Genomic DNA, 21432 nt, shown 5'->3' with positions numbered 1-21432 from the left:
AAATCCTGTATATACAAACAATGTTTAATTTTTTCTTTACCTAAAACATGGCATAAGGTAATATAAATTAGAGTTTAAATATTCTCCCTGTCAAGAGATAATAAGGGTTTAAAATATGAATACATTAAAAACGATATGGCTTGTTCTGTATTTAATAGGGCTTTACATCATTGTGCCTGCATTTATCTTCTTGCATTTTGGCGACTTTATAGCTTCCATTCTGGGTAAAAATAAGGCTGAAATCCCTTTTTTAATGCAGTATGCAGCACTGATGACCATGCTTTATTTATATTCGGTATTTCACTTGAGTAGCATGATACGAGAGCACAAAGCTCTTAAAACCAAGCCAACATTACAGGATTAAAGAGCCTGAAAAAATGAAAAATTCTTTTATAGTAATTGCTTTGATATTGCTTTTAATATCTCCCCCAATAGTGGTTTTCTCCCTAACCAAAGAGCTGATTCCACAACTGCTTGCATCAGAGGGCATTCATTTACCAATTGCTTCTGTATTGCCATACCTGGGGTGCTCAATGACTTTAAATTTATGGGGGTTTGTCATTCTAAAACTGTTAGAAGTCTATATACCTAAAAAATCACAGACTACGGATGCCGGAGTATAAAATGCCGATTCAAGACCTCCAAAGATTACGCCTGGCATTTGAGCAACTTTCTGAGATCGCGCCATTAATTAAGCATGCCACCTATGCAAAGGATGTGAATAAATACTTTGATAAAAATGGGCTAGGTGAGAAGGGCTTGTTTTTTCTCAATGGGGCATGGTGGGCTTACCAGGAACAGCAAAAGAAAATTGATGCTGCGATTGAATACCTGTATCAGCCGTCAAACGAAAACAATGACGTTAAAATTGATAACGCCAGATTTGTTCTGGAAAATGGCTGTATCGAAGATGAACAGCTAATGAAACCCAATGAATACGTTAAACAGTATGGCGTTGATACATTTCGTTTGGCTTTAAGCTGCTCCATGAACAAGAAGAAGTACATTATTGTTTACGATGATGAACTGGACTTTACCGATGTGGTCAAACCGCGACATGGTAAATTCGTTTTCCCACGCAAAGACGTTGAACGTATCGTACAGGCATGGGATGTGGTAGGGCAGTATAAGAGTCTGGATGAAGCCAGAAAACAAGGTCAGGGATTAGTATTTTCCGGTCGGGATGGTGATGCACACCGCATCCTGAATGCCGTAGCAACTTATGAATCATGCCTTTAAAAAACTAATAACGAAAAGTCGTGCTATCCATCCCCACCTAAATCGAAGATTATAGATGGGGAATTTCGCACAGTTAGTTAAAATTACCTTGCCTGACTGGTCCAGGTCTAAATACAAAAAGAAGCCCGAAGGCTTCATTTTGATCATACTTCCGCAATGCGGAAATACTGGTGCTTACGCTTAGAGTTACGCTTCCAATCACGATCACCACGATAGACATAAGAAGGTACATCCTCCCAAGCATCAACCAAGTGGCTGTTACGTCTACAACGAACCTTAAAATTGTATTCCTTGTATTCGATCTCGTGTAACTGCGAACAAGATTTCTCTTGTTTGGTGCTGAAACGACGACAGATAGAATTTCGACGGTAGATATGGAAATAATCAGACTGTCCAAACCAAGTTGCTTGTTTTTTAATGGAAAGCTGATACTGAACTTTTAGCTTTTTAAGCTCTTTCATCTAAGTTACCTCAAGGGTTTACGGTACTTAGAAGTGAGCTTTTTTGTAGTAATCCATGTTGTTCCGATTAATTTCTTATTGCAGCCATTTTACCTGAATAATTGCGCCGTGGTAGAGGATAGGTAAATTATTGGAATTTTTTGCATATTAGACAATCTAAAAAATGAAAAATATTAGGTATTATTTAGCTAATAAAAATTAGTATAAAACTACGCTTAACTAACTTCAAAACGGTGAAGAAGGTCATAGAGAATATAGTCTAACCAAAACACCTATCTATAAAAGCATCAAAGCTCTGGAAAAGTGCATCATGGCAAATGCGCCACTTTGCCCTCGTATGGGTAGTGTAGGTGCAGCTTACTTCAACGATGGTTATATTGAAGATGCTGTAAAATGGTTGAATATCACTGCGAATGCAGGGCATGGGGATTCGGCATTTATGTTGGCAATTCTAAATATTGATGGTGAGCATCTACCTAAAAACCCAACTCAAGCCAAAAAATACTACAAACAGGCGTTTGATATTCACATGAAAAACCGTGATCTAGCAGCAGCCAAAGAGGTTGACGATCACTACAAGGAAACACTAAACGACAATCGCGAATTAAAAATAGGGGAGTGCACTATGACTGAGGAATTTGAAGAAGTTGTCTTTGTCACTGATGATCGGGATAAACCGGAAGATGAACGTATGTCGTTACGCATTATCCAGGGAGGAAACCAAGATTGGTATGTTTCCGTAGCCCCTGTGAATGAAGGTGCGATCAATGGAGTACGCATCTGTACGTCTGGCGGAGCAATCACTTCACATCCAGGTCTAGTGTCTGCAATCGCTGATGCCTATACAGCTCTGCACAACGCGAAGCATGGCATCCGTGAGCACTTGCCTAGTCGTCAGGAATTAAACGATGAACTGGAAGCATGGAGACGCAAATTCCCAGGATATGAGTTCGATGGTTTATCCTTGCGAGAGAAGTTTGAAGAATAAAAACCTAGTTTCCTAGTTTTCTATTTAACTATTAAACTAAATTACTATTTAGCTATTAAAATAGTTTTGTAGTTTCCTAGTTTTAAAATAACAAAGGGTGTCTATGATGCCCGTTTTTATTGGGTCAACAAAAAAGCCTATTCGTAAGAACAGGCTTCTCTACGGCGTAAAAATTTAAAAAAGTGTTCTTTTAAGCCACGGCGTTTTCAACAGAAATAAAAAAGCCCAACCTTAGTTGAGCTTCTTTCTGATCTGGTTTAGGCTGCCTTTTGAGCCTGATGACCATTTTTGTTTTTAGCATGTTGAGCATTTGGGTTCTGACCCTTTTGCTTATTGCCATTATTGTTCTGGCTGTTCATGTACTTATGTTTTTTCTTGAAGTGTTCCCGGCGTTTATTCACCGTTTTTGGTTTAGTAGCCGGAACAACAGTATCAAGCGTACCAAAAGCAAGATTTAGCTCATTAAAGATATTCAGGCGTTTCAGGCGCACTTCCGCAGAATCCGTCAACTGAGATTCCAGGCTCATAGGGTAGACGGCGGTTGCTTCAATGATGCTGTAGGCACGTTTAACACCGGCTTCCTTTCCTTCTTCCACTTTTAACCACAACAGGTATGGAGAAGTATTTAGAATGTCAGTCCAGATCGGCATGTTGTAGGTATGGTGTTGATATTTATCTTCACCCATGAGTTCCAAAATAGGCTCACTGGTATCAAATAACGCGATATCCACCATGTCCAGGAAGTCAGTGCTGACAAACTCACCGGATTCTACTTTTTTGAGCGAGTTGGTTACGATATTAAGCAGATCAATAATGCCGTTATAAATCGTGGAACCATAATCACCATTTTTAACCAAATGAGCTGCCTTCACAAAAGCGATACGCGCTTTCTCTACCTCTTCGGGTCCAGACAGGTGCACAAGGTCAGGCGTAAAATACACATCCTTCACGCTACCAAATTCACCTAAAAACTGGTCGATCATTTTGGTCTTGTTTTCCAATGGCACTTGCTTGTTACGAAGTCTACGCTTCACATTGTAGATCAACGAAATAAAGTGACGAGCCATAGCAATACAATGTTCTTGAACATGACGACCAATGAACAGGGAAGGTGTCGTTAAATCCGATGGCTTGTAACCGGCAAGTTCGAGTATCTGGCTAAACACCGGGTCAAAATCTGTACCCGGTACAAAAATTTGGAACAGCTCGTGATCAGGAGCATTCACGAAATCAAAATAGTTTTCTTTCTGACGGAGTTTTTCATAGTTCAGCATAGATTTATAACCTTTCATGGTGATCTTTAATCAGGTGATCAAGCCTGTTGAGCTTTCATTGCTCTGTATGACTGCAATTATACCCCTAAAACATGGCATAAGTCAACGTAAGTTAAACACCGACTTATGCGCCTAACTATAAATTATTCGATCACTTCTTCTTTACTGCATTCGTTATAATACGCTTCGTATTCGCTACCTGTGATTTCTCTTGCTGCATCAGCAGCTATACCTTTGACCTCAAAATAGATCGGGGAGCCATCAGCACTAGCAGCCATACTCACCAGATGCCCTTGAGCAACCAGGAGCTTACAGAAGTTGTTGTATGAATAGCGGATAGATTCAATACGCACACCGTCTTTATACTTAGCACGAGCTATGGCACGAATCACACGAATCATGTTGCCTTCCTGATCTTGAGCAGGGAAAGCCTTGCCAACCTTGAACTTGGTCCTGTCAATCTTATCGGCGTTTGCTTCCAAATAGCACAAACCCATAAAACAGATGCCACGGCTAATACTGTTTCTAACCTGGATAAAATCAGCATTGTGTTCCGTCTTATACTTCTGGAAAGAATCTAAGATTTCATTTTGCTTATTAACATGAATATGTGCTTCTGCAAGTAGCTTCGGCTGTTCAAGGACATAGTATTTATTGGCAATAAAATCAGGCATTATGCGCACTCCGCTAGAATATTTATTGGACGCTGTTCAAGTGAAGCACTGGAATAGAGACACTTATAGCTATGGTCTTTAACTTCTAGTATCTGATACTTGCTGTCAGTCTTTAAGAAATAATACCCATGCTCTAATGTATAACCATAAGGACGTTGACTACTGAGTACCAGGGTCTTGTCAGGTTGAATAAATACCCAATTTACCCAAGATGGAAACACAGACCATTCATACTTAGGCGTGAGCAAATCGCGTCTATAGCCTTTAATTACTTCACACTCATTAGCTACTCGAAAATCCTCTGGCTTCCATTGCTTTTGATATTTGGTATCTACGAACCGTCTACCCTCAACACCATTAATAATTTCACTTACCTTTAATATTTCATTGGAATGCTCGGAATTTATGGCAACGACAAAGATTCCTGGTCTAATCATGGGGGATTCCACCTTATTTTAAATTATCTCTTCTACATCCGTGATGTACTTCCTACCCTGAAAGGAATAGGGGATTCTAGTTTCCTAAATTGTTTTAAAGTAATCAATATTTTTAATCATTTTATTGAGTTAATTTTTGGCATAAGTCAATATAGATAAAATCTTTAAGAAATGTTCAAATGGTTATTTTACGAGAATCCGCAGACCCGGTTCTGAAATTACTCAGCGTCATATTTATTACCGGTTTGAGTTGGGTAGCTTCTTATTACTCAATGTGGGAAATGTACATACAGAAGCCTGAAATCTTCTCAGTGCTTGATCTGGTTGTTTGTGGGGCTTTAATCGTCCTGAGTGTGGTTTGCGTTCTACTGCGCAACTGGCTTAACTTCGATATAAACGAAGAGGAAAGCTTTTAAATTCAAATGAATTTGAATAGACTAAAAATTAAGGGTGTTGAAGCCTTTGTATATACAAATATGAGTTAAGCATGACAGAACTAAAAAAAGCATCGTTATACGTTAAATTTTCTGATGAATTGCCGGGAAATTTCCACCAATCAAAAAACAGTATCATCAGCTTTGCCAATCCAGTTGCCACATCCTTTAAATATGGACTGGTAGAAGAAATCGAGTACCAGGCAGATTCCTTAGGTAAATTTGTTCTCAGCTATACCATCAACGATGAAGAGTATTTTATATCACTCAATCCTCAGAAAAAGGCTTGTCTAACCCTTGCCGGTGGCGAAGGTGCATTGCATGAAGCTTTCCTGTTAATGGAGAGTATAGACACAGCTATCGCATTACCTCAGGCGACACCAAGACCGCATGACAACACCACCGCGTACACCATTTATAAAGTGATGGAATCAGAAACCGGGAAATTGTTATTTAAAGCCGTTTACAAGAATGAGTATATCGGATCATATTCATAACCCTTCGTTTTACCCTTTAATTTCTGCCCTTTAGGAGAAATCATGTCTAATAACAATCCAATCGACCTAACACAATTTGGCTTCGGCAAACTGGTAGATCACACTGAGCAAATTATTCAATCACCATACACGCGCAATGTCTGGTTGTCTTTCTTGCCACCTGATCTGCATGAAAAGTTGCACCTGATTCATGCTGAATCTGATGAAGATATGTTGATGCGCCGTTACCTGTACAATGCAAACAGTTGGATGCCTTTTGTAGTAGGTTATAACGAAGTGCAATGCCGAAATGATTTGGGAAATAAGTTACGCAACATCCTAAAAAGTGAAAAGGAAGTGGAGCAGTGGCAAGCTGCTGTACGCGAAGCTCTGGACCACATGGAAGAGTGTTTCAACTCTAATCGTCTAACCAAGCTCAAGAAGTTAAGCAAAGACTGGCGCGGGTCAGTATTCGTTGGTACAAAAACAAAGGTGGCTGCATAAGCCACCTCTCCAAATGCCCGGTTGGGAGGGCATGGGGCTTAAACCGCCCCGCATCCTTCCTTACCGAAGGCTCCTTTAGGCATCTGCCAGTTATCTGTGATGATTGGCAGCGTGTATTCAGTTGATAAAGCCTGTTCTAATGCTTCCATGTCCGTAATCTCAATTGGACATACATTCTCGCTGATCTCAAACACGTTCAGACGTTTACGGCTGATGGTGGTGTTAAATTGCTTCTCATACTCCAAAATTTGATTTGCACGATCTGGGAAGTATTCAAACAGTGTCGCCCAGATTGCAGGACCATTGTAGATACAAGTCATGCAAGAAGAGCGGTTCCAACCTAAGCGGTAAGGCACAGGAGCAGCAAAACCGTGTTCTTGTAGCTTCGCCCAGACTTGTTCTTCTGACCAGTGAAGCACTGTGCGCCAAGCGTCTACATGACGACCCAAGCGACCGTTACGAGCATCACAAGCATGAACCTCAAGCTGATTATATTTGCTGCGGTTCGCTGATTCTTCTCGACGTTCACCAGTTATGAACAGTATCTTTTTACCGTGGAAGCGGTCTTGGTTGTTCAGTGCACGACGAGCTACGTCAATTTTAAGAGCTGAACTGCACCAACGAGTTTGTAGACTAGGTGACTGCTGCGGGAACTTCAAACGAGTACTGATTTTCGCACGGTCACGCTTTAAAGTAATCAAACCGTCTGGTGTCTCAACCTTGTGAGGGTGTGAGTAAGATTCGTTCTTTAGCATTTCACCTTTGAAGCCATGCTCAAGCCAAGAGAAGTACAGTGGAACGCCGTAGTGTTCAGCGATCTTGATATTGAAGTCATCCATAAACATCCAGTCCATGAAAGGCTTGCCACCGCGACCGTCTACAGCGTTGTGCCATAATTCGATCTTAGACTTGTCTGCGCCCATATCCAGGATTTCCAGGAAAGCTGCAATTGAATCCTTACCACCAGACATAGACACAATGATGTGGTCATAGATACTTAGGTCAATTGTAGGAGCGTTGAAGTAAGTCAAACCGTCATCGAATGGCATTTCAGGAGCAATGCTTTTCCTTAACTCTGGAATCGTGAACAGGTCATCGAAAAGGTCAATTTGTTGTTTACCAATAGATGCGTTTGCTAACATGATTTAATCCTTTTTAACCATTTAATCCGGTGGTTTTTCCGGGTGGAACTTACTGTTCCCTATGTAAGATATTATCTTGTAAAACATGGCATAAGTCAACACATATCAGTGTTTTTTGCATAAAAAAAGGATGGTAAAAATATCACCATCCTTTTGTTTTTAATATATTTTATATAGTGCAGAGTGAAAAAAATAATCTCCTTAAACACTCTTGCTTTTCTGGTCATTTAGCTGTGCCAGACGGCGGGTTTCCCGCTCTGGTGAAGCGATCAGGATACTCTCTGCGGTACGCCATGCTTCGTATGCGGTTTTGTCACCACACAGGTTATTCACGCCGTCAGTAATCACAAAACCAAAGCCAGGTTTTTTGATGCACTGATACTGCGGGAATCGGGCCAGAACCCTCGCTTTGGGTGAATCATCTTTTCTCTGGGTTCGACTATCAAATGTCATCTTTCTGTCCTTAATCAGCACTGCCAATACATTCTACAGGCAAATATTTAGGGGTTTAATACCTTCCATATTTAGCGGGTTCCATTTTGAAGCCGGAATGCTGTTTGCATTCTTGATGTGATTCACTGTATCCACGATGACTGGCTTAGGATTAGGTTTGTATTCGTAGTCATTATTCAGGTACGTTGATTTCACATGGACGTATTTCTGGGTTTTGCAGTTTACCATTACTTCATCAATGGCTGCGGTAGAGTGCTTGTTGTTCGGGGCAAATTTAACATCAAAGCGTTTATGTCTTAATTTGAATGGCTTGTGAAGATCATAATTGCTTAGATCGGCTTCATTGACATACAGGTGTTGGGATTTGAAATCTACGAACTTCCAACCGCTAATCTGGTCCTTCACCGGTACAAAGTTCTGGTCAAACCCTTTTGTCTGAACGCAGATATTTTTGTATATGGGAGACTGCTTAGAAAAACTGGTCCAGAACTGTGAAGGTACTGGTGCGCCGGCTTTAAAGTATGTCTCTATCTCAACATTCGGCTTGGTTACAAACTGCTTGTTCTTATCAACACCGGTGATCTTCTTGTTGGAGCTACGAAGGTACTGAACTGCATAGCGAAGATTCTTGCAGTCTACGACTGTTTTAGAAACAGCAGAATAGTCAAATGCCGTCATGTCTGGAACCAAATATTTGTGCTCATTACGCCCAGTCAGAACGAAAGGGGTGTCAAATGAATATTGGCTAAAGTCATCCTTCTGCAAGTCATAAGTAAACTTGCTGCTAAGCTTACCGTCCTTTTCTTTGGTTTCAGAGGTGTCAATGTTTACCCATTCAACAATTGGAGCCGGAGCAGCTACAGCAAAACCACCTAATGAGAGAGCCAGTAAACCAATAGCAGTCATTTTCATTTTTAAAGTCATGGGGATATCCAGAAATACAATCAAAAAATAAAAGGGAAATCTCCTGGTTATTCCAGGGGAAAAGTCTAAGCAGCAGCCTGAGTTTCCATAGCTTTCCGACTTGTAATTGATTTCTTCCAGTCGCCATCAAATCCGAAATCAGGTGCATCAATAGCGCGGTATTTGTATGGGAATACAAAGCTGTCCAAATCGGTATCAAGCGTAGGGCGCACATTGGACCATAGGCATTTATTTGAATGACCATCCTTCAACCAATACTTCACCCAATCGGGAGCCTGAGAGAAATCTACATTTGGATTACCGATCTGTAGTTTTGGCTTCTTGGTAACTTTGTAGCCTTCTGGAACCGCATAGGTTTTCGCTGATTGCCAAAATTCCCATACCTGGCTGATCTGGGCCTTCATCCAGTAAACACGACCGTCAGGAGAAATATCATGGTCGAATACATCAGTTTCCGGGCAGTGATCTATTAGGTTTTGTACCAGGTGCATTTTCAATGCTTCATCTTTGAACGCCTGTATTTCAGCAATCAGATCATCTTTGTTTATAGTGCTCATAAGCGGATTTCCATTCTAATTTTGTTGCCTAGTTATTGCGGGTCAGCAACTTACCCAAATTGTTATTGGGCTACGAACGCCCCAACAAATGTGCAGCAATGGTGGGTGTTAAAACGAGATCAGTTAAGTTTAATTGTTGCATTAGACCACCTTCATGCTACTGCATCATTGGATTGCGGTTGAAAAGTTAAAGCTTCTTCTGGGGTAGCCTTGCGCAAGAATGCACAGAGGAAATAACCTGAAAAACCCTCAAGGAATGCGCCGTAGTCGCCGTGTTGTGTTTTGAAACTTCCGTGACGGCATTTCCAGACTTTACCCTTATGTAAATCTGCTTCTATGCAGTCCACTATCACAAGCAAGTCACCGACTTTGAACTGTACAGCAGCTAATCTTTCATAAGCCAATTGCCATGCACCAACAGGAGTAGAAGCCATAGCAATGACTTCATCACATAGACAAATCTTTGTAACCCCACCTAATCTTTTTGATTTAAGCTCCGGCTGAATGCGCAGTGCTAATTGTTTTGGTGTAAATAACCGCATGATTTTAAAAACCTAAATACGCTCGAATTTTTCTTTAAAGTCCTTAAATGGACGAATAAAGACCTCACGATTTTGTATGTTCATATATACAGCAGAAACAGGGTAATCAGGCTTAGTGGCGGTTGAGTTACCGACAAGTAAGAGTTGATAAATGGTTCCGCTATTGTGTTTGTATAGTTCGGTAGCAAATACACGATCTAAGGCATCTGCCTTAGCTTTGATCTCAGCATATTGAGCATGGACCCGCTCAAGTTCTTGTTGGTGCTTCTTGTGCAAGTGGAACCACAACATGAATTTTTTATATTGAGTGTCATTACGGTAACGCCATCGAGCTAATGTCTGCCAAGACTTATCCTGAGCATTCAATTGTTGAGGTTGATTGCTGTAACGGTAGAAGTCCTCAGTCGCCCAATTCAGGAACATGATGCGTTCAGCGATCTGGCTTTCCGCAAAGTTGTCCAGAAGGTGAATATCACTGTCGAATTGTTCAAATAGAGGACCCATTACAGCAAAGTCCTGTTCGTCGTTCTGAGGAACAAATGAATCAGGAACAGTCACCGGTTTAACTTCTTGATTTTTCATATAGTCCTTGTGTTCTGCTGACTTAGGCATTGAAGCGCAAGTCGTTTTGATATTTTTTGACAAAAGCACGTAAAGTAATATTCTCCAAATTTTCTGCATTAGAGAAACCATAGCCAATGATGGTATCCACCACTTCTAGTTCATGCTCACGTACTAATTCCGCTACATCCTCACTGTTATAGCGGTTCAGACTTTTGATCGAACCCTTTAATTTACTTGCGTCATAGACCAAAACATTCGTTGGACCATAAGTGAACAAGTTGGATAGTTCCTCGCATTTTGTTTCATACATGCGTTTGATCACTGACTTATTGGTATTGTTATCAATGTCATTTGCCAAAATTACAAAATGGGTAGCATCAGAGTTTGCACAAAGACTTACACCGTTATTGTTGTCGATGCCAATAATCAGTTGGTTTTCATCAACCTCTGATAAGTAGAAACGGCACAGGCTGTCTGTAATACTAAAGCGCAGTGTTGGCCCCAAAATATCCAAAGGTAAGATTTCTTCATTCAAGATACGGCAGAAGTGAGCAATCACAGCAGGGTCTACCAGACGACCTTGAATACGACGAAGTTCATTCAGAAGATCAGCCACAGAATTAACTTTATCCATGCCTGTTAAGGTCTGGAATTTAGTGTGGTGCATAGTCAGAAAATCTTTAAACTTACGCATGGTTCCGGCAGCTAGTGAATTAATCAAAGCCGGTTCGCGGATGGTTCCAGATTTAGAGATAAAGATTTCAGTAATCTGTTGAGCCACATCACCCGCAGCACGGATATCTGTTTCAGCAAGAGCATTCAAATCAGTAATTGTGCATTCAAGCGCATAGTCATTATGGAAGCGGGCACCAGTGATAATTTTTAGCTCAGAAGAGTTCACTGAGATTGGCTTATGGGGCAAGTGACCATGTAAAGCTAAATTAATGGTAGCAGGGGCAACTTCGTAAGCATTGCTTTTAATGTTCTCGATTACAGCTACCAAGTTTTCAGAAGTAGGGCTAATCAAATCTTCTACACATACAGAACCTTGAGCCTGTTCAACTATGGCAAGAACTTTACCTTTACCCACTTTTTTAAATACTGATGCGATCATTTGTTTACCTTTAAATTACCGATAAATCAGGTCGGCTACCTGTTTGGCTATAATGCCTAATTCATTTACAAATTATCGCTTAAAACATGGCATTAGTCAATATATATCTAATAAATATTTCAAAGAAATAGCTTCTTATCCAAAATTGATGATAAAGAATATATATGGATATAAATCTTGTAATAATCAAAAAATAAATGGGACTTTTCATTTTAATATAAATAAATATTTTATCAATTTTATTAAAATAAACATGGCATAAGTCAATATAGATGGTAAAATACAAAAAAACGTAGAGGTGAATATGAAAAAGCAAAATACGGTGGAGCAGTCTAGCCCACTATCACAAGACAAAATCAAAGAAAACTTATCGAGTTTATTGACTGGTATTCTTGATCATACTGACAGAGAAGCTAGAAAAAGCCTTCTATATGCTGCACTGGTTAAGGATGGGAAAATCTTTAAAGACCCGGACACATTCTTCTTTTTTCTGACCTATGATCAGAAACTTGCCACCAAAGCTGCCCTAAAAACGGTTAAGAAACTAACCAACGAAAACAGCGAAGAATATTGCCATGTTTTCCTGAACTACAGCTTCTATGAAAGCCATATTGAACGCATGTGCACGGACTTTGAGGGTAATTTTGGCTGTGCTGATAAGTCACGCACGATTGTTGGACGCTACCTGAATTATCTCCGCACCGGGGAGAAGGGTGAATGGGAATCTGGTGAAAAAGGCTGTTACTGGCTGCCGACCTTTGGTACTCAAGATGAATGGTTTGAATACATGAAGGGTCTACACTTCCTGTATTACGGTCAGACTGCACGTTACCTGAATGCTTATCAACGTCTGATTGAGCTTGGTAAAGAGGTACGTGACAGACTGCTTGCTGAACAACAGGCACGTAAGGCTCAACGAGAGCAAGAGCAGCAACAAGCACAGGCTACCAATAACAATGTCTGAGACGTTATTACATGGGATACCACGATGGGGCATTAAAGAATGCCCTGTCTTGGAAAGCTATCAAAATTCGCATGGTTCCGCACCGGTGATCTGGAACTTTCTTACTAAACGGTTCCTAGACAAGAGCAGTTATTATCTACTAGACGACGATAAAGAGCTGTGGAGCCTATCTAGGCGAAGTGATGTGCCGGAACCGTTCAGACAGGTGATGAAAATGACCTATGACCGGGCGGTGATCTTGTCAGCAGATATCCCGAAAGCTGTAGCTGACATTGAAACCATCTTGAAAGAATTTCCGCTTCCAACCAATCAGGTAAACCATTGGGCGCAAATCGCAGAAGATTTGCAGAAGCATAATGCAAAAGGCAAGTATCTTGGATTTGGGTTTTGTATGACCTCTATCGGTGAAACCTTATTCCAGGGTGAAGAATACCAGAAAAACGGAAAGTGGTTGCGCCGTCGAATTGACTGGAAAGGCGAAGGCTTTTGGAGCATTTACAAAGCTAAAAATAGTTCGCAGCCGTAAAAACGTGTGGATTAAGAGATAAAACTATGTATATCAGTTACAGCAATGAAATCGTTGATCAGTTTTCAAAAGAAATCTTCAAATTTGAAAAGGTAAAATATCGTTTAATTTCATCAACAGAAGTTGATTCTTACAAGAGACATATTGCGAACAAGAAATCTATCGTACAAGACATTAAAAATGCCATTAAGTTTAAAATCCCTTCCTGTGATCAGCTAATTTCTGACGATCTAACGCCTTTTGAAGTGCTAAAAAAGTTTGTGGATATTGTCAACTTGCCGTTTCCATGTATTTGTTTGGAACTTGAAGCTTTTTCAGTTGGTCTGGAAAACAATATTCCATCTCTGGTTGTAGCCAAACAGGAAGGCGAATACATACATATCTACACAATCAATAAAACTACTGAATGGCAGCTTATGGAGAGCGAGGATGATGATCTCATATACATAGAATTAAACCGAATAACACATTCATCTATAGTGAAAGGCTTTAAGCAAGAAAACTATGATCAAAGCAAATTACCTTTAATATTAAATTGGTTTAACAAGGTTCCTTTGCGATCTGTAGTCAATCTTATTTGTACCTTATCATGCTCAAACGCTCATATTGAGGACCACCCAGATAAGCCAAGCAAACTAAAAAATGATCTACGCAAAAAGAAAAACAAGCTGCCATTTTTTGAGTTTAAGATTCTGACTATTGATTCTGGTAAGAGCAAAAATTCAGAACCAGGCAAGTCAACTGGTGGTTCACATGCTAGTCCTAGAGTTCATTTAAGAAGGGGGCATATTAGAAAACTTCCTACAAAGAATGTCTGGGTGAATGCCTGTGTTGTAGGAGATAAGAGCAAAGGTGAAATTACTAAAGAGTATCTAGTGAAATAGAGCCGAAATATCCCGGCTCCATCCACAAGGCATTAAAAAACCCGCATGATGCGGGTTTTCTGTTTCTGGTTCCGGGATTGATGATATTCAGCAAGCAAGGTGCTGTCATCTACAAATGGGATTACTGCATAGAGATTTGCACATTTCCGACTTTGAACCGATCTATGCCACCGGCACATATACACGCGAAACACCTAAACCTTTTCAATTTCAAATGGGGCTGTGCTTACATGACAGACTGAGTGACCAGTTGACCAGTTGACCAGTCCTAGCGCAATATTCGCATCTCGCATCATCAAATACCAGATTAAACCTGTTGTTCAGAATAAAACTTCAAAAGTTCATCCTGGGTAGGGAAAAATTCAGATTCCAAGTTGGTGATTGCAGTCAGCATGCGTTCAAAGTCCTCAATGCGGTGGAACTGCTTTTGGAATGCACTACGGATTTTCTCACAAACTTGTGAGTAGTTCGCAGAGTCCTCCAACTCGGCAAACAGTTCATCTATGGTCGCAAAAGGAATCGACATAGGATGGTTTGGAGAAGAGCATTGCTGTACAAACTTAGCCAGGACAGCGATTTCTTTATCATCTGGAATGATGACTCGTGCACGGACCAATTCAAGCCAAGCAAAACCAAAGAAATTAAAGCCTAAAATTTTATTGTACGCAGCTTCAATGTTGGCAATGCTTGTCTTAGAAAAACGGTCAGACGCGACTACTTCTGGATTGGAACCTGGAATCGGGAAAACGACTTCCTCAACGCAATCTAAACCCTCAATATGCGACATTTGTAGCAACCAGAAACCATAGTCCTCGGTACTCAAAAAAGGTAAACGAGTAACGAAAGAAACAGGATTTTCTTCAAAGAGGTGTGGCTTTTTAAATTCCATGATGAACCAATATTGCTATGTATGTTTGGGTACATTCTTGGTGATTCACGGTGGTACGTCAACGAATTTCATCTTTTATGAAAATATGAAAACTACGGCGTTTTTCATCCAAAAAAATGCTAAATAAAATCCTGCTCCTTGAGCACAAAAAAGCCCTCGAATGAGGGCCGTTCAACAGTTTGAAATGTCTTAATCTGATTCAATAATACGAACTTTAATTGCTGAATACAGGTAGCGCAAAATAAACACTGCTTCATAACATACAAAGAGCATCAGGAAAGCATCTGCAATGCTCAGTGCTACACGGTTCATCAGGATATTATAGAAGTAGTAGCCTGTAATACCGAATGCCACTGCGGTCGCTATAATCGCAAAGAAAAGGTACAGCATTGGACCTACCAGATATTTAAAGTGTTGCACTACTTCAACAACACCCAATTGCTGATATAGTCTACCGGTACGCAAGTCAAAAGCCGGTGATTCGTATTTTTTATAATAGATGCTATTCAATAGACCATTAGCATCTTGCATTTCTACGGCGGTGTTGTAGTACGCCATCCGGTTAAAGGCAAACATAAATAGAACCAGGGCGGTGACTGTGCCTTTAAAGATGAATACGAAATTAAAGACAAATACAGTCAGGAAGTAACGCAGTGCTCCCTCAGTCGCTTCAATTGGGGCAAGCCAGCCTGGATTAAACTTCATCACGAAGTAACCAATCAGGTTTAATCCAAAGATAATCAACCAGAACCATGACCAAAACCCAATGCAGCGCAGACTTTTCAGCGTGTAGTCGTCCAGATCATCAGTTGAGCGAAGGGAAGTATATTGCTCTGGTGCAGGGGTCTGAACACTACTTCGTTGTTGGCTTGGAACTTTGCCTTTGCCGGAACGTCCAATGGCTAAAACAACACGATCTTGATTAACTCCGTGTTCCATATTCTTTATCTCGCTTTCTTCATTGGCTCAACATCCAGTTTGATGCTGAGAAATTTTGTTTTACCTGTCTTGATCATGCGGTCGCTTTCGATCTTGCCGAATAGATACGCAACATGAGGTTCAAATATTTGTTGGTAGTCACTCTTGATGTGACTGCGCTGATGAAACTTTGGCTCTTCAACTTCAATGCCAAATATGTTCTCTAAAACATGGATATTGAGTTTCCATTTCTTAAACCGCTCCGACTCCGCTTTGGCATCTACACGCTTGGCATAGACCTCTTCGGCTTCTAGTAGGGCATTCTCTACTTGGCGATCATCCCAACCATTCACATTCTTCATGTGTTCACGCGCACTCTCATAACGCATCTTCAAATTACGCTGTTTAAGTTGAGCATGATTCTTGGCATCTACGCATTTAGGACAAAGAGCAAGGAAGCCTTGAAGTATTTGAGTACGGTTAGAATCGAACATGCGCCATTGTGGATACAGTTCAACAGGATTATTCATTCCAACACCACCACACAGCTCACAGGTGAAATTGGCACGGCTGAACACCATCAACTTGTGCTTATCCCACATATACGGCGTGATCTTGGTATCCAGATTTGATTCCCATAGGTAGTAATAATCAAAGTCGAGCGGGGGTGTCTCGATGTTGAGCAAATCTTCACTCAGGAATACCCGAATTTCCTCCATGTCGTATTTAATATTGAACCGGTGCAAATAACGGTTAATCAGTAAATAGCTTTGAAGGGTAATGGTGCTGTCTGTTTTGAATGCCTGTGCAATGGCAACCAAATTGTCAGCCTGAATTTCCTCAGTTTCGCGTCGATATAAGTCACCAAGCAGTGTGAGGAAATTGCGGTTCCGGGTACGGATTTTCTTAATACCCTCATTTAGCTTGGCAGCTTCTTCATTCTGTTCCTTGAGAAGCTGCTGACGCATAATTTCTTCAAGCTCAGAACGCTCGCTTTCAATAGCTTCTAGCTTCTGTAAGCTCTCTGCATATTCACGCTTACGAGCTTCTTTGTCAGCTTTAACCTGATCTAGCAGAGAAAGGGTTTCAATATTCTTTTCTGCGTAATGCGGTGCTTCATCTTCTTCTACAGTGAAGTTTGGCTCCGGTATGTCAGGTGGGGCATCGTTAAAGTCTGGTGTGCCTACTGACAGGTTTATTTCAGGGGCATCATTAAAGACATCCTCTGTGGCAGCCCGATCAATAAGATCATCCACAAAGGTAATCAGAGGTGCTTCTAGCTCTTCTACATGATGATCAACTCCATCTGTATATACAGAACTATCTTCAACCACCGGTGTATTATCTTCCTGATCTGTAACTACAGGTGCATCCATTTCTGGTTGTGATTCTTCTGCTGCTACTGGTTCCGCGACAACTGGCTCTGCATCTACAACCGAAGGTTCAGGCTCCATTAAATCCGCAGGGTCAAAATCATCTTCCGGTGGAGGGAGGTCATCATCTGGCGGTGGCAGATCATCTACAAAAAGTTCAGGCACATTCTGATCTACTGTATCTGGTGTCATTTCAACTGCCACCGGTGCTTTTTTGGGTGCTACCGGTACTGGTTTAGGAGCTGCTTCTTTCGCGCCGTCGATATCTTCAAATATAGCCTTAGCTTCTTCCTTAGGCATAGGAGCTTTAACTCCATTCGTACCATCCTGATTCTTATGAGCGAAGGCTTTTTTCAGTAAATCTTTCGGATTTGGTTTTTTCTTTGTACTAGCCACGACGGTCCCCTTAGAAAATGCTGAATCGGCAATCAATTTCCACCTTGAGGTTATAGTCCTCACGCGCATCCTCTTGAATAGACTTCAAACAGTGGTAGATAGATTGCTTTTGATCGTGGTCAAAAATGTTCTCTCGAACATTATTCGGTTGAGTTTTTAACTCATTCACCATATAGGCAACGTCAACAATCCAGTCGGACTGATCACGCATCTTTTGAAGAGTTAAAGCTTGATTGATATGGTCGTTTGCCTGTTCAGTAGACCACTTATTTATCGTCTTAAAAAACTCGACAGAGTATTGGCGTTCTTCACTACTAGGGTCACTAGGTATATAGCTATGGTCTTGACAGTTAATGCAGATCGGGTAATAGCAAACAAGTTTCTGGATTTTTCGCTTGTCATCGAATTGCCACAACTCTTGAACGTCAATTTCATCTTCGGTTTTCTGGCTATCACAAATGGCACACTGGCACTTATGGAACTCTTTAAACAAGATTTCAATTTGCTCCCAATAGCGTTTAGAGCAGTGCAAAGGTGTTGAGGTAAACCAGGATTGGCTAGAGATCGGGTCCAAAATAGCTAATGGCTCATTAACCAATGCGCGTATTTCACCCCAATCTTCAACAGCGAGATTGTGTTTGCGAATGATGTGTAGGATATGTAAATACTGAATGCGGGTAATCCCACTTTGTCCAGTAATTGATTTGCCTAACTCTGCAATAGTGTCTTTCTGCGCAATTTCCAGACGATACGCCTGGCGCAGCAATTCGATTAGTTTGTCCATTTTTATACAATTTACGGCTAAAGGCTCGTAATCAGCAGTTTTTCAAAAATAACACAAAAACGCTTTAATTTCAGGTTCAATTTCCGCTATTAGGATACTGGTGTTGATTAACAAGAGAGCCGAAATTCGTGCGTTCATCTACTGGACGTTCCAATACCCGGATAACTATTTGTTCATCTACTGAAAACTCTACCCATTCAACCGATGTGAGGTCAGTACCATCTTCTGAACGAATCGAACCAAAACCCAAATCTATCATTTCGCCGCGAGTATTTTCATATTTGAATTTGCGCCGTGGATGCGTTTTACCACAGTGCATAACCCACAATTCTTCTGAACTTGGCATGACCAAAGGCATAGATCGCTTGAGCAGGGCGACCATACAGGTTTTAAAACTCTGGATGATGTGGTTGCGTAGAATTTCAAAAGCTTCTTGGCGATAAACAGTGTTAAATGCTTGCTGACCTGAAATTAAAACTTTGCAAATTTCCTGTATATACAGCTCATTAATCGCAGCAAAGTAATCTTGTGGTGCAGAATCACCGCTAATAACCATTCTTTCTGACTTGTCGTTGTAATAGATAATATCTGGTAGGGCATCTTTGTCGTAATCAGCCATTTCCACATAGTCCAGATATCTGCTGATGCCTGAATCAATGGTGATACTTTCAAATAACTGATCTAACCCCCCGTAGGTAGATAAGGATAGCAATCCGGCACTCGCATGTTGTAATTCAGAAGAATCGGAAAGTCATCTTGAATACCTGGAATGCTCAGGTAAATAACTGAGGTCCAGTGAACATTGATCAACCCCACCACACCCGGTATAAGGGAATCAATAGAATATAAGCGAGACAACTGTATAGTGCTGCCACTGGTCAACTTGTAATGGTTCTTTATGCTGTTAAAAGCATATCGCTCTTTTACTGGCAGTAGGGCTAATACCTCATCACTAATTTCATTGAAATATTCACCTACATTTTGAGTGGCTAAAGGATTGTTGGACGGTCTTGATACTTTGATTGTATCTGATAGCCCTTTTACTTTATGGATGTAGTTATTTTCATCAATTAGCAAGTTTTCAAAAATAACCACGCTCCGTAAATTCGTCTCTTTATTTTGTGCAGTTATATTCACATTATTGCCTTAAAAAATTACGTGTTCCTTGTTTTGGTATTATTTAGGCAAACATGGCAATTGTCAATCAAGCAGAATAGTTTTTGAGCATTAAAAAAAAGGGGTAGAACCCCTGATTTCAGTAAGTTTCAATGACTTAGAACTTAGGAACCATCCCTTGCTGTTCATCAGAAATTTGTTCTTTCTGCTGTGGTTGACTTTTTTGTAATTCAGCCTGTTTTTGAGCCTTGCGTTCCATGTCTTTCCGAACATTATCTTTGTAGCTGCAACGAGGGTAGATTACAATGAATAAAATAGCGATTATTCCCAGAATGAACCACGGTGAACGGAACTGATTTCGTGCTTTAATACGCCGTTGAATTTGAGCCTTGCGCTCTTGTTCTCGCTGTTCATCGGTCAAGCCATCGTCATATTCCCGGTCGATCTGATCTTGATCGTACTGATCGTCTTGCTTATTGCTGTTTTGCATTTGTTATTTCCAAAATGTCGTACACGACTGACAAATTGAATAATAACTGAAAAATATAAGAATGGAATCATCCATTCTTATGTGCTTCAACAGCCTGTTCTACTGAATCATAGACTTCATCTTCATCAATGAATTTGTCTGGGTCCAGAAGATTACTTGTTACTGCGTAACGTAGTGCACGATTATTCATTAAAAAGCCAGATTTCTTCGCCAAGATCAGCATACCGGCGCAGTACATTTCATCATTTTTGGTTGCTTCATACTTCTCAATAGCATCGTGTAATCCAAACTCTTGAGCCAGTTCTATACGTTTATAAAACAGCTTTTTATGACTACAACCATGTTCACGAAGGTACTCAAGTTCTTCTTTAATATCGTTCTCGATTTCCTCAAGTTCATTAAAGGCATCGTAATCAATTGTTTTATGGCAAGTGAACGATCTGTCATGGTGGCGCACATCATTGATACGCTCTAATACACCTTGTTCAGTCAAGTAGGTCATGCCTTTTTTGAAAGGACAATCCTTGCATGCCTTGACCAAATTAAACATTTTCCATTCTTTACTTTTACTCAATTTAACCCCCCACAAGCCATTAATGCAGGGCTTCTCTGCGTGTTAGATCAACCTCTGTAACAGTTTACCATTATCCTATCAAACATGGCATAGGTCAACCTAAAGGTGGCAAAAGACTACGCTTTTCGGGAATAAAAAAAGAGTTTTTTCATTATGGTATAGAAATAAGTGAATTTTCCTCTATTATTTTGCACCAAATCAGTCACCTTCTCGGAGAAGATTAATGGCAACTCTAACCCTGCAAAAGTTTAGTAGCATAGAAGAGGTCAAGCAAGCAATTCGCAATGGCTCCAAAGTCTACGTGTGTTATGAGCGCAGACGTAATTATCATGCGGGTGTGCTTTTCTGGAACAAATCAATGGGCTATATGCGCCGGTTTATGGGTATAGATATGAACTTCGATTTCAGTTATGGACGCAACAACGAGCCAAGTATTTATTACGCTGTAGACTAAATAACACGATTAAAACAACGAAACACAATTACATAATAATTACAAATGAATGGCAGGGGATGTACACTTTTTCTAAAGGGATATTATTAAAAGGCCCGCTCTAAAACTATTTCTAGTTAAAAAAGCGGGTCTGATCTAACTTCAAGTGGTTAAGTAGAGAACTACTCAAAACAAGTCCTTTCGTCCTCAAACCAACCTATCCTAATTATAGCTCTTTAGTCAGGTCACTGTTCCTGGCGGGGCTTCACTGCTCCTGAAACAAATTATTGTCGAAAACCACT

The 21432-nt window shown here is 40.5% G+C and carries 29 protein-coding genes; 10 read left to right on the top strand and 19 right to left on the bottom strand.

The window, feature by feature from the left end; translation table 11 throughout:
• Positions 1-115 precede the first annotated feature (115 nt).
• The 3 genes from E5Y90_RS14235 to E5Y90_RS14225 are packed head-to-tail and all read left to right on the top strand — an operon-like array spanning position 116 to position 1239.
• Positions 116-364, top strand: coding sequence for a hypothetical protein (locus E5Y90_RS14235; protein ID WP_163146515.1), 249 nt, complete (start codon positions 116-118; stop codon positions 362-364).
• Between the two features lie 13 nt (positions 365-377).
• The gene (locus E5Y90_RS14230; RefSeq protein WP_163146514.1) at positions 378-623 is read left to right on the top strand and encodes a hypothetical protein; all 246 of its coding nucleotides are present in this window, start codon (positions 378-380) and stop codon (positions 621-623) included.
• 1 nt (position 624) lies between these two features.
• On the top strand, positions 625-1239 hold the full coding sequence (locus tag E5Y90_RS14225) for a hypothetical protein (protein ID WP_163146513.1): 615 nt from the start codon (positions 625-627) through the stop codon (positions 1237-1239).
• Between the two features lie 143 nt (positions 1240-1382).
• Here E5Y90_RS14225 and E5Y90_RS14220 read toward each other — a convergent pair whose 3' ends face one another.
• Entirely contained in the window at positions 1383-1700 is a 318-nt protein-coding gene (locus E5Y90_RS14220; RefSeq protein ID WP_163146512.1) for a hypothetical protein, read from the bottom strand.
• 310 nt (positions 1701-2010) lie between these two features.
• Here E5Y90_RS14220 and E5Y90_RS17530 point away from each other — a divergent pair, with 310 nt between their 5' ends.
• On the top strand, positions 2011-2688 hold the full coding sequence (locus E5Y90_RS17530; RefSeq protein WP_218955263.1) for a hypothetical protein: 678 nt from the start codon (positions 2011-2013) through the stop codon (positions 2686-2688).
• Positions 2689-2945: 257 nt separating this feature from the next.
• On the opposite strand, the gene E5Y90_RS14210 is transcribed toward E5Y90_RS17530, so the two are convergent.
• The 3 genes from E5Y90_RS14210 to E5Y90_RS14200 all read right to left on the bottom strand — a co-directional run bounded on the left by E5Y90_RS14210 (position 2946) and on the right by E5Y90_RS14200 (position 5073).
• A complete protein-coding gene (locus tag E5Y90_RS14210; RefSeq protein ID WP_163146511.1) occupies positions 2946-3962 on the bottom strand; it encodes a hypothetical protein in 1017 nt (338 codons plus the stop codon).
• Positions 3963-4105: 143 nt separating this feature from the next.
• Positions 4106-4636: a hypothetical protein gene (locus tag E5Y90_RS14205; RefSeq protein ID WP_163146510.1), complete on the bottom strand. Its 531-nt coding sequence runs from the start codon at positions 4634-4636 to the stop codon at positions 4106-4108.
• Positions 4636-5073, bottom strand: coding sequence for a hypothetical protein (locus tag E5Y90_RS14200; RefSeq protein WP_163146509.1), 438 nt, complete (start codon positions 5071-5073; stop codon positions 4636-4638). The genes E5Y90_RS14205 and E5Y90_RS14200 overlap by 1 nt, the downstream gene beginning before the upstream one ends.
• 487 nt (positions 5074-5560) lie before the next feature.
• Here E5Y90_RS14200 and E5Y90_RS14195 point away from each other — a divergent pair, with 487 nt between their 5' ends.
• Together E5Y90_RS14195 and E5Y90_RS14190 are read left to right on the top strand one after the other, a co-directional pair.
• Positions 5561-6004 (top strand): hypothetical protein, encoded by a 444-nt coding sequence (locus E5Y90_RS14195; protein ID WP_163146508.1) that lies wholly within the window; start codon positions 5561-5563, stop codon positions 6002-6004.
• A 42-nt stretch (positions 6005-6046) separates the two neighbouring features.
• Entirely contained in the window at positions 6047-6487 is a 441-nt protein-coding gene (locus E5Y90_RS14190; RefSeq protein ID WP_163146507.1) for a hypothetical protein, read from the top strand.
• 38 nt (positions 6488-6525) lie between these two features.
• Here the strand turns inward: E5Y90_RS14190 and E5Y90_RS14185 are convergent, their stop codons facing one another.
• The 7 genes from E5Y90_RS14185 to E5Y90_RS14155 form a co-directional block, all read right to left on the bottom strand.
• Entirely contained in the window at positions 6526-7629 is a 1104-nt protein-coding gene (locus E5Y90_RS14185) for a phosphoadenosine phosphosulfate reductase family protein (protein ID WP_163146506.1), read from the bottom strand.
• 201 nt (positions 7630-7830) lie between these two features.
• On the bottom strand, positions 7831-8082 hold the full coding sequence (locus E5Y90_RS14180) for a hypothetical protein (protein WP_163146505.1): 252 nt from the start codon (positions 8080-8082) through the stop codon (positions 7831-7833).
• 33 nt (positions 8083-8115) lie between these two features.
• Positions 8116-9006: a hypothetical protein gene (locus tag E5Y90_RS14175; RefSeq protein WP_163146504.1), complete on the bottom strand. Its 891-nt coding sequence runs from the start codon at positions 9004-9006 to the stop codon at positions 8116-8118.
• Positions 9007-9071: 65 nt separating this feature from the next.
• On the bottom strand, positions 9072-9563 hold the full coding sequence (locus E5Y90_RS14170) for a hypothetical protein (RefSeq protein ID WP_163146503.1): 492 nt from the start codon (positions 9561-9563) through the stop codon (positions 9072-9074).
• Between the two features lie 152 nt (positions 9564-9715).
• On the bottom strand, positions 9716-10105 hold the full coding sequence (locus E5Y90_RS14165) for a hypothetical protein (protein WP_163146502.1): 390 nt from the start codon (positions 10103-10105) through the stop codon (positions 9716-9718).
• Between the two features lie 12 nt (positions 10106-10117).
• Positions 10118-10687: a hypothetical protein gene (locus E5Y90_RS14160; protein WP_163146501.1), complete on the bottom strand. Its 570-nt coding sequence runs from the start codon at positions 10685-10687 to the stop codon at positions 10118-10120.
• 22 nt (positions 10688-10709) lie between these two features.
• Positions 10710-11783: a hypothetical protein gene (locus tag E5Y90_RS14155; protein ID WP_163146500.1), complete on the bottom strand. Its 1074-nt coding sequence runs from the start codon at positions 11781-11783 to the stop codon at positions 10710-10712.
• 304 nt (positions 11784-12087) lie between these two features.
• On the opposite strand from E5Y90_RS14155, the gene E5Y90_RS14150 reads away from it, so the two are divergent.
• Genes E5Y90_RS14150 through E5Y90_RS14140 form a run of 3 tightly spaced genes read left to right on the top strand, consistent with a single transcriptional unit; the run spans position 12088 to position 14157 of the window.
• Positions 12088-12747: a hypothetical protein gene (locus E5Y90_RS14150; RefSeq protein ID WP_163146499.1), complete on the top strand. Its 660-nt coding sequence runs from the start codon at positions 12088-12090 to the stop codon at positions 12745-12747.
• Positions 12740-13273 (top strand): hypothetical protein, encoded by a 534-nt coding sequence (locus E5Y90_RS14145; protein WP_163146498.1) that lies wholly within the window; start codon positions 12740-12742, stop codon positions 13271-13273. Before E5Y90_RS14150 ends, E5Y90_RS14145 begins: the two co-directional genes overlap by 8 nt.
• 26 nt (positions 13274-13299) lie before the next feature.
• On the top strand, positions 13300-14157 hold the full coding sequence (locus E5Y90_RS14140) for a hypothetical protein (protein ID WP_163146497.1): 858 nt from the start codon (positions 13300-13302) through the stop codon (positions 14155-14157).
• A 307-nt stretch (positions 14158-14464) separates the two neighbouring features.
• Here E5Y90_RS14140 and E5Y90_RS14135 read toward each other — a convergent pair whose 3' ends face one another.
• The 8 genes from E5Y90_RS14135 to E5Y90_RS14100 all read right to left on the bottom strand — a co-directional run bounded on the left by E5Y90_RS14135 (position 14465) and on the right by E5Y90_RS14100 (position 20697).
• Positions 14465-15046 carry a hypothetical protein gene (locus E5Y90_RS14135; protein WP_163146496.1) on the bottom strand — a complete coding sequence of 194 codons (582 nt, stop codon included), beginning with the start codon at positions 15044-15046 and terminating at the stop codon, positions 14465-14467.
• Positions 15047-15235: 189 nt separating this feature from the next.
• The gene (locus E5Y90_RS14130; RefSeq protein ID WP_163146495.1) at positions 15236-15985 is read right to left on the bottom strand and encodes a hypothetical protein; all 750 of its coding nucleotides are present in this window, start codon (positions 15983-15985) and stop codon (positions 15236-15238) included.
• Positions 15986-15990: 5 nt separating this feature from the next.
• The gene (locus E5Y90_RS14125) at positions 15991-17733 is read right to left on the bottom strand and encodes a hypothetical protein (protein ID WP_163146494.1); all 1743 of its coding nucleotides are present in this window, start codon (positions 17731-17733) and stop codon (positions 15991-15993) included.
• Positions 17734-17743: 10 nt separating this feature from the next.
• Positions 17744-18517 (bottom strand): hypothetical protein, encoded by a 774-nt coding sequence (locus E5Y90_RS14120; protein ID WP_163146493.1) that lies wholly within the window; start codon positions 18515-18517, stop codon positions 17744-17746.
• Between the two features lie 76 nt (positions 18518-18593).
• Complete coding sequence (locus tag E5Y90_RS14115) at positions 18594-19136, bottom strand: hypothetical protein (RefSeq protein WP_163146492.1); 543 nt, start codon at positions 19134-19136, stop codon at positions 18594-18596.
• Positions 19137-19198: 62 nt separating this feature from the next.
• Positions 19199-19654 (bottom strand): hypothetical protein, encoded by a 456-nt coding sequence (locus tag E5Y90_RS14110; RefSeq protein WP_163146491.1) that lies wholly within the window; start codon positions 19652-19654, stop codon positions 19199-19201.
• 136 nt (positions 19655-19790) lie between these two features.
• Complete coding sequence (locus E5Y90_RS14105; RefSeq protein ID WP_163146490.1) at positions 19791-20123, bottom strand: hypothetical protein; 333 nt, start codon at positions 20121-20123, stop codon at positions 19791-19793.
• 67 nt (positions 20124-20190) lie between these two features.
• Positions 20191-20697, bottom strand: coding sequence for a hypothetical protein (locus E5Y90_RS14100; protein ID WP_163146489.1), 507 nt, complete (start codon positions 20695-20697; stop codon positions 20191-20193).
• A gap of 223 nt (positions 20698-20920) precedes the next feature.
• On the opposite strand from E5Y90_RS14100, the gene E5Y90_RS14095 reads away from it, so the two are divergent.
• Positions 20921-21151, top strand: coding sequence for a hypothetical protein (locus E5Y90_RS14095; RefSeq protein ID WP_163146488.1), 231 nt, complete (start codon positions 20921-20923; stop codon positions 21149-21151).
• The last annotated feature ends 281 nt before the right edge of the window (positions 21152-21432 follow it).

The organism is Acinetobacter sp. 10FS3-1, assembly GCF_013343215.1.
GTDB lineage: Bacteria > Pseudomonadota > Gammaproteobacteria > Pseudomonadales > Moraxellaceae > Acinetobacter > Acinetobacter lwoffii_C.
The sequence above is the reverse complement of the archived record's forward strand: the minus strand, read 5'-3'. Positions and strand labels throughout refer to the sequence as shown.

Excerpts from the sequence above, each read along its gene's own strand:
- E5Y90_RS14235 (WP_163146515.1), top strand. The coding sequence starts at position 116 with ATGAATACATTAAAAACGATATGGCTTGTTCTGTATTTAATAGGGCTT.
- E5Y90_RS14230 (WP_163146514.1), top strand. The coding sequence starts at position 378 with ATGAAAAATTCTTTTATAGTAATTGCTTTGATATTGCTTTTAATATCT.
- E5Y90_RS14225 (WP_163146513.1), top strand. The coding sequence starts at position 625 with ATGCCGATTCAAGACCTCCAAAGATTACGCCTGGCATTTGAGCAACTT.
- E5Y90_RS14220 (WP_163146512.1), bottom strand. The coding sequence starts at position 1,700 with ATGAAAGAGCTTAAAAAGCTAAAAGTTCAGTATCAGCTTTCCATTAAA.
- E5Y90_RS17530 (WP_218955263.1), top strand. The coding sequence starts at position 2,011 with ATGGCAAATGCGCCACTTTGCCCTCGTATGGGTAGTGTAGGTGCAGCT.
- E5Y90_RS14210 (WP_163146511.1), bottom strand. The coding sequence starts at position 3,962 with ATGCTGAACTATGAAAAACTCCGTCAGAAAGAAAACTATTTTGATTTC.
- E5Y90_RS14205 (WP_163146510.1), bottom strand. The coding sequence starts at position 4,636 with ATGCCTGATTTTATTGCCAATAAATACTATGTCCTTGAACAGCCGAAG.
- E5Y90_RS14200 (WP_163146509.1), bottom strand. The coding sequence starts at position 5,073 with ATGATTAGACCAGGAATCTTTGTCGTTGCCATAAATTCCGAGCATTCC.
- E5Y90_RS14195 (WP_163146508.1), top strand. The coding sequence starts at position 5,561 with ATGACAGAACTAAAAAAAGCATCGTTATACGTTAAATTTTCTGATGAA.
- E5Y90_RS14190 (WP_163146507.1), top strand. The coding sequence starts at position 6,047 with ATGTCTAATAACAATCCAATCGACCTAACACAATTTGGCTTCGGCAAA.
- E5Y90_RS14185 (WP_163146506.1), bottom strand. The coding sequence starts at position 7,629 with ATGTTAGCAAACGCATCTATTGGTAAACAACAAATTGACCTTTTCGAT.
- E5Y90_RS14180 (WP_163146505.1), bottom strand. The coding sequence starts at position 8,082 with ATGACATTTGATAGTCGAACCCAGAGAAAAGATGATTCACCCAAAGCG.
- E5Y90_RS14175 (WP_163146504.1), bottom strand. The coding sequence starts at position 9,006 with ATGACTTTAAAAATGAAAATGACTGCTATTGGTTTACTGGCTCTCTCA.
- E5Y90_RS14170 (WP_163146503.1), bottom strand. The coding sequence starts at position 9,563 with ATGAGCACTATAAACAAAGATGATCTGATTGCTGAAATACAGGCGTTC.
- E5Y90_RS14165 (WP_163146502.1), bottom strand. The coding sequence starts at position 10,105 with ATGCGGTTATTTACACCAAAACAATTAGCACTGCGCATTCAGCCGGAG.
- E5Y90_RS14160 (WP_163146501.1), bottom strand. The coding sequence starts at position 10,687 with ATGAAAAATCAAGAAGTTAAACCGGTGACTGTTCCTGATTCATTTGTT.
- E5Y90_RS14155 (WP_163146500.1), bottom strand. The coding sequence starts at position 11,783 with ATGATCGCATCAGTATTTAAAAAAGTGGGTAAAGGTAAAGTTCTTGCC.
- E5Y90_RS14150 (WP_163146499.1), top strand. The coding sequence starts at position 12,088 with ATGAAAAAGCAAAATACGGTGGAGCAGTCTAGCCCACTATCACAAGAC.
- E5Y90_RS14145 (WP_163146498.1), top strand. The coding sequence starts at position 12,740 with ATGTCTGAGACGTTATTACATGGGATACCACGATGGGGCATTAAAGAA.
- E5Y90_RS14140 (WP_163146497.1), top strand. The coding sequence starts at position 13,300 with ATGTATATCAGTTACAGCAATGAAATCGTTGATCAGTTTTCAAAAGAA.
- E5Y90_RS14135 (WP_163146496.1), bottom strand. The coding sequence starts at position 15,046 with ATGGAATTTAAAAAGCCACACCTCTTTGAAGAAAATCCTGTTTCTTTC.
- E5Y90_RS14130 (WP_163146495.1), bottom strand. The coding sequence starts at position 15,985 with ATGGAACACGGAGTTAATCAAGATCGTGTTGTTTTAGCCATTGGACGT.
- E5Y90_RS14120 (WP_163146493.1), bottom strand. The coding sequence starts at position 18,517 with ATGGACAAACTAATCGAATTGCTGCGCCAGGCGTATCGTCTGGAAATT.
- E5Y90_RS14115 (WP_163146492.1), bottom strand. The coding sequence starts at position 19,136 with ATGGCTGATTACGACAAAGATGCCCTACCAGATATTATCTATTACAAC.
- E5Y90_RS14105 (WP_163146490.1), bottom strand. The coding sequence starts at position 20,123 with ATGCAAAACAGCAATAAGCAAGACGATCAGTACGATCAAGATCAGATC.
- E5Y90_RS14095 (WP_163146488.1), top strand. The coding sequence starts at position 20,921 with ATGGCAACTCTAACCCTGCAAAAGTTTAGTAGCATAGAAGAGGTCAAG.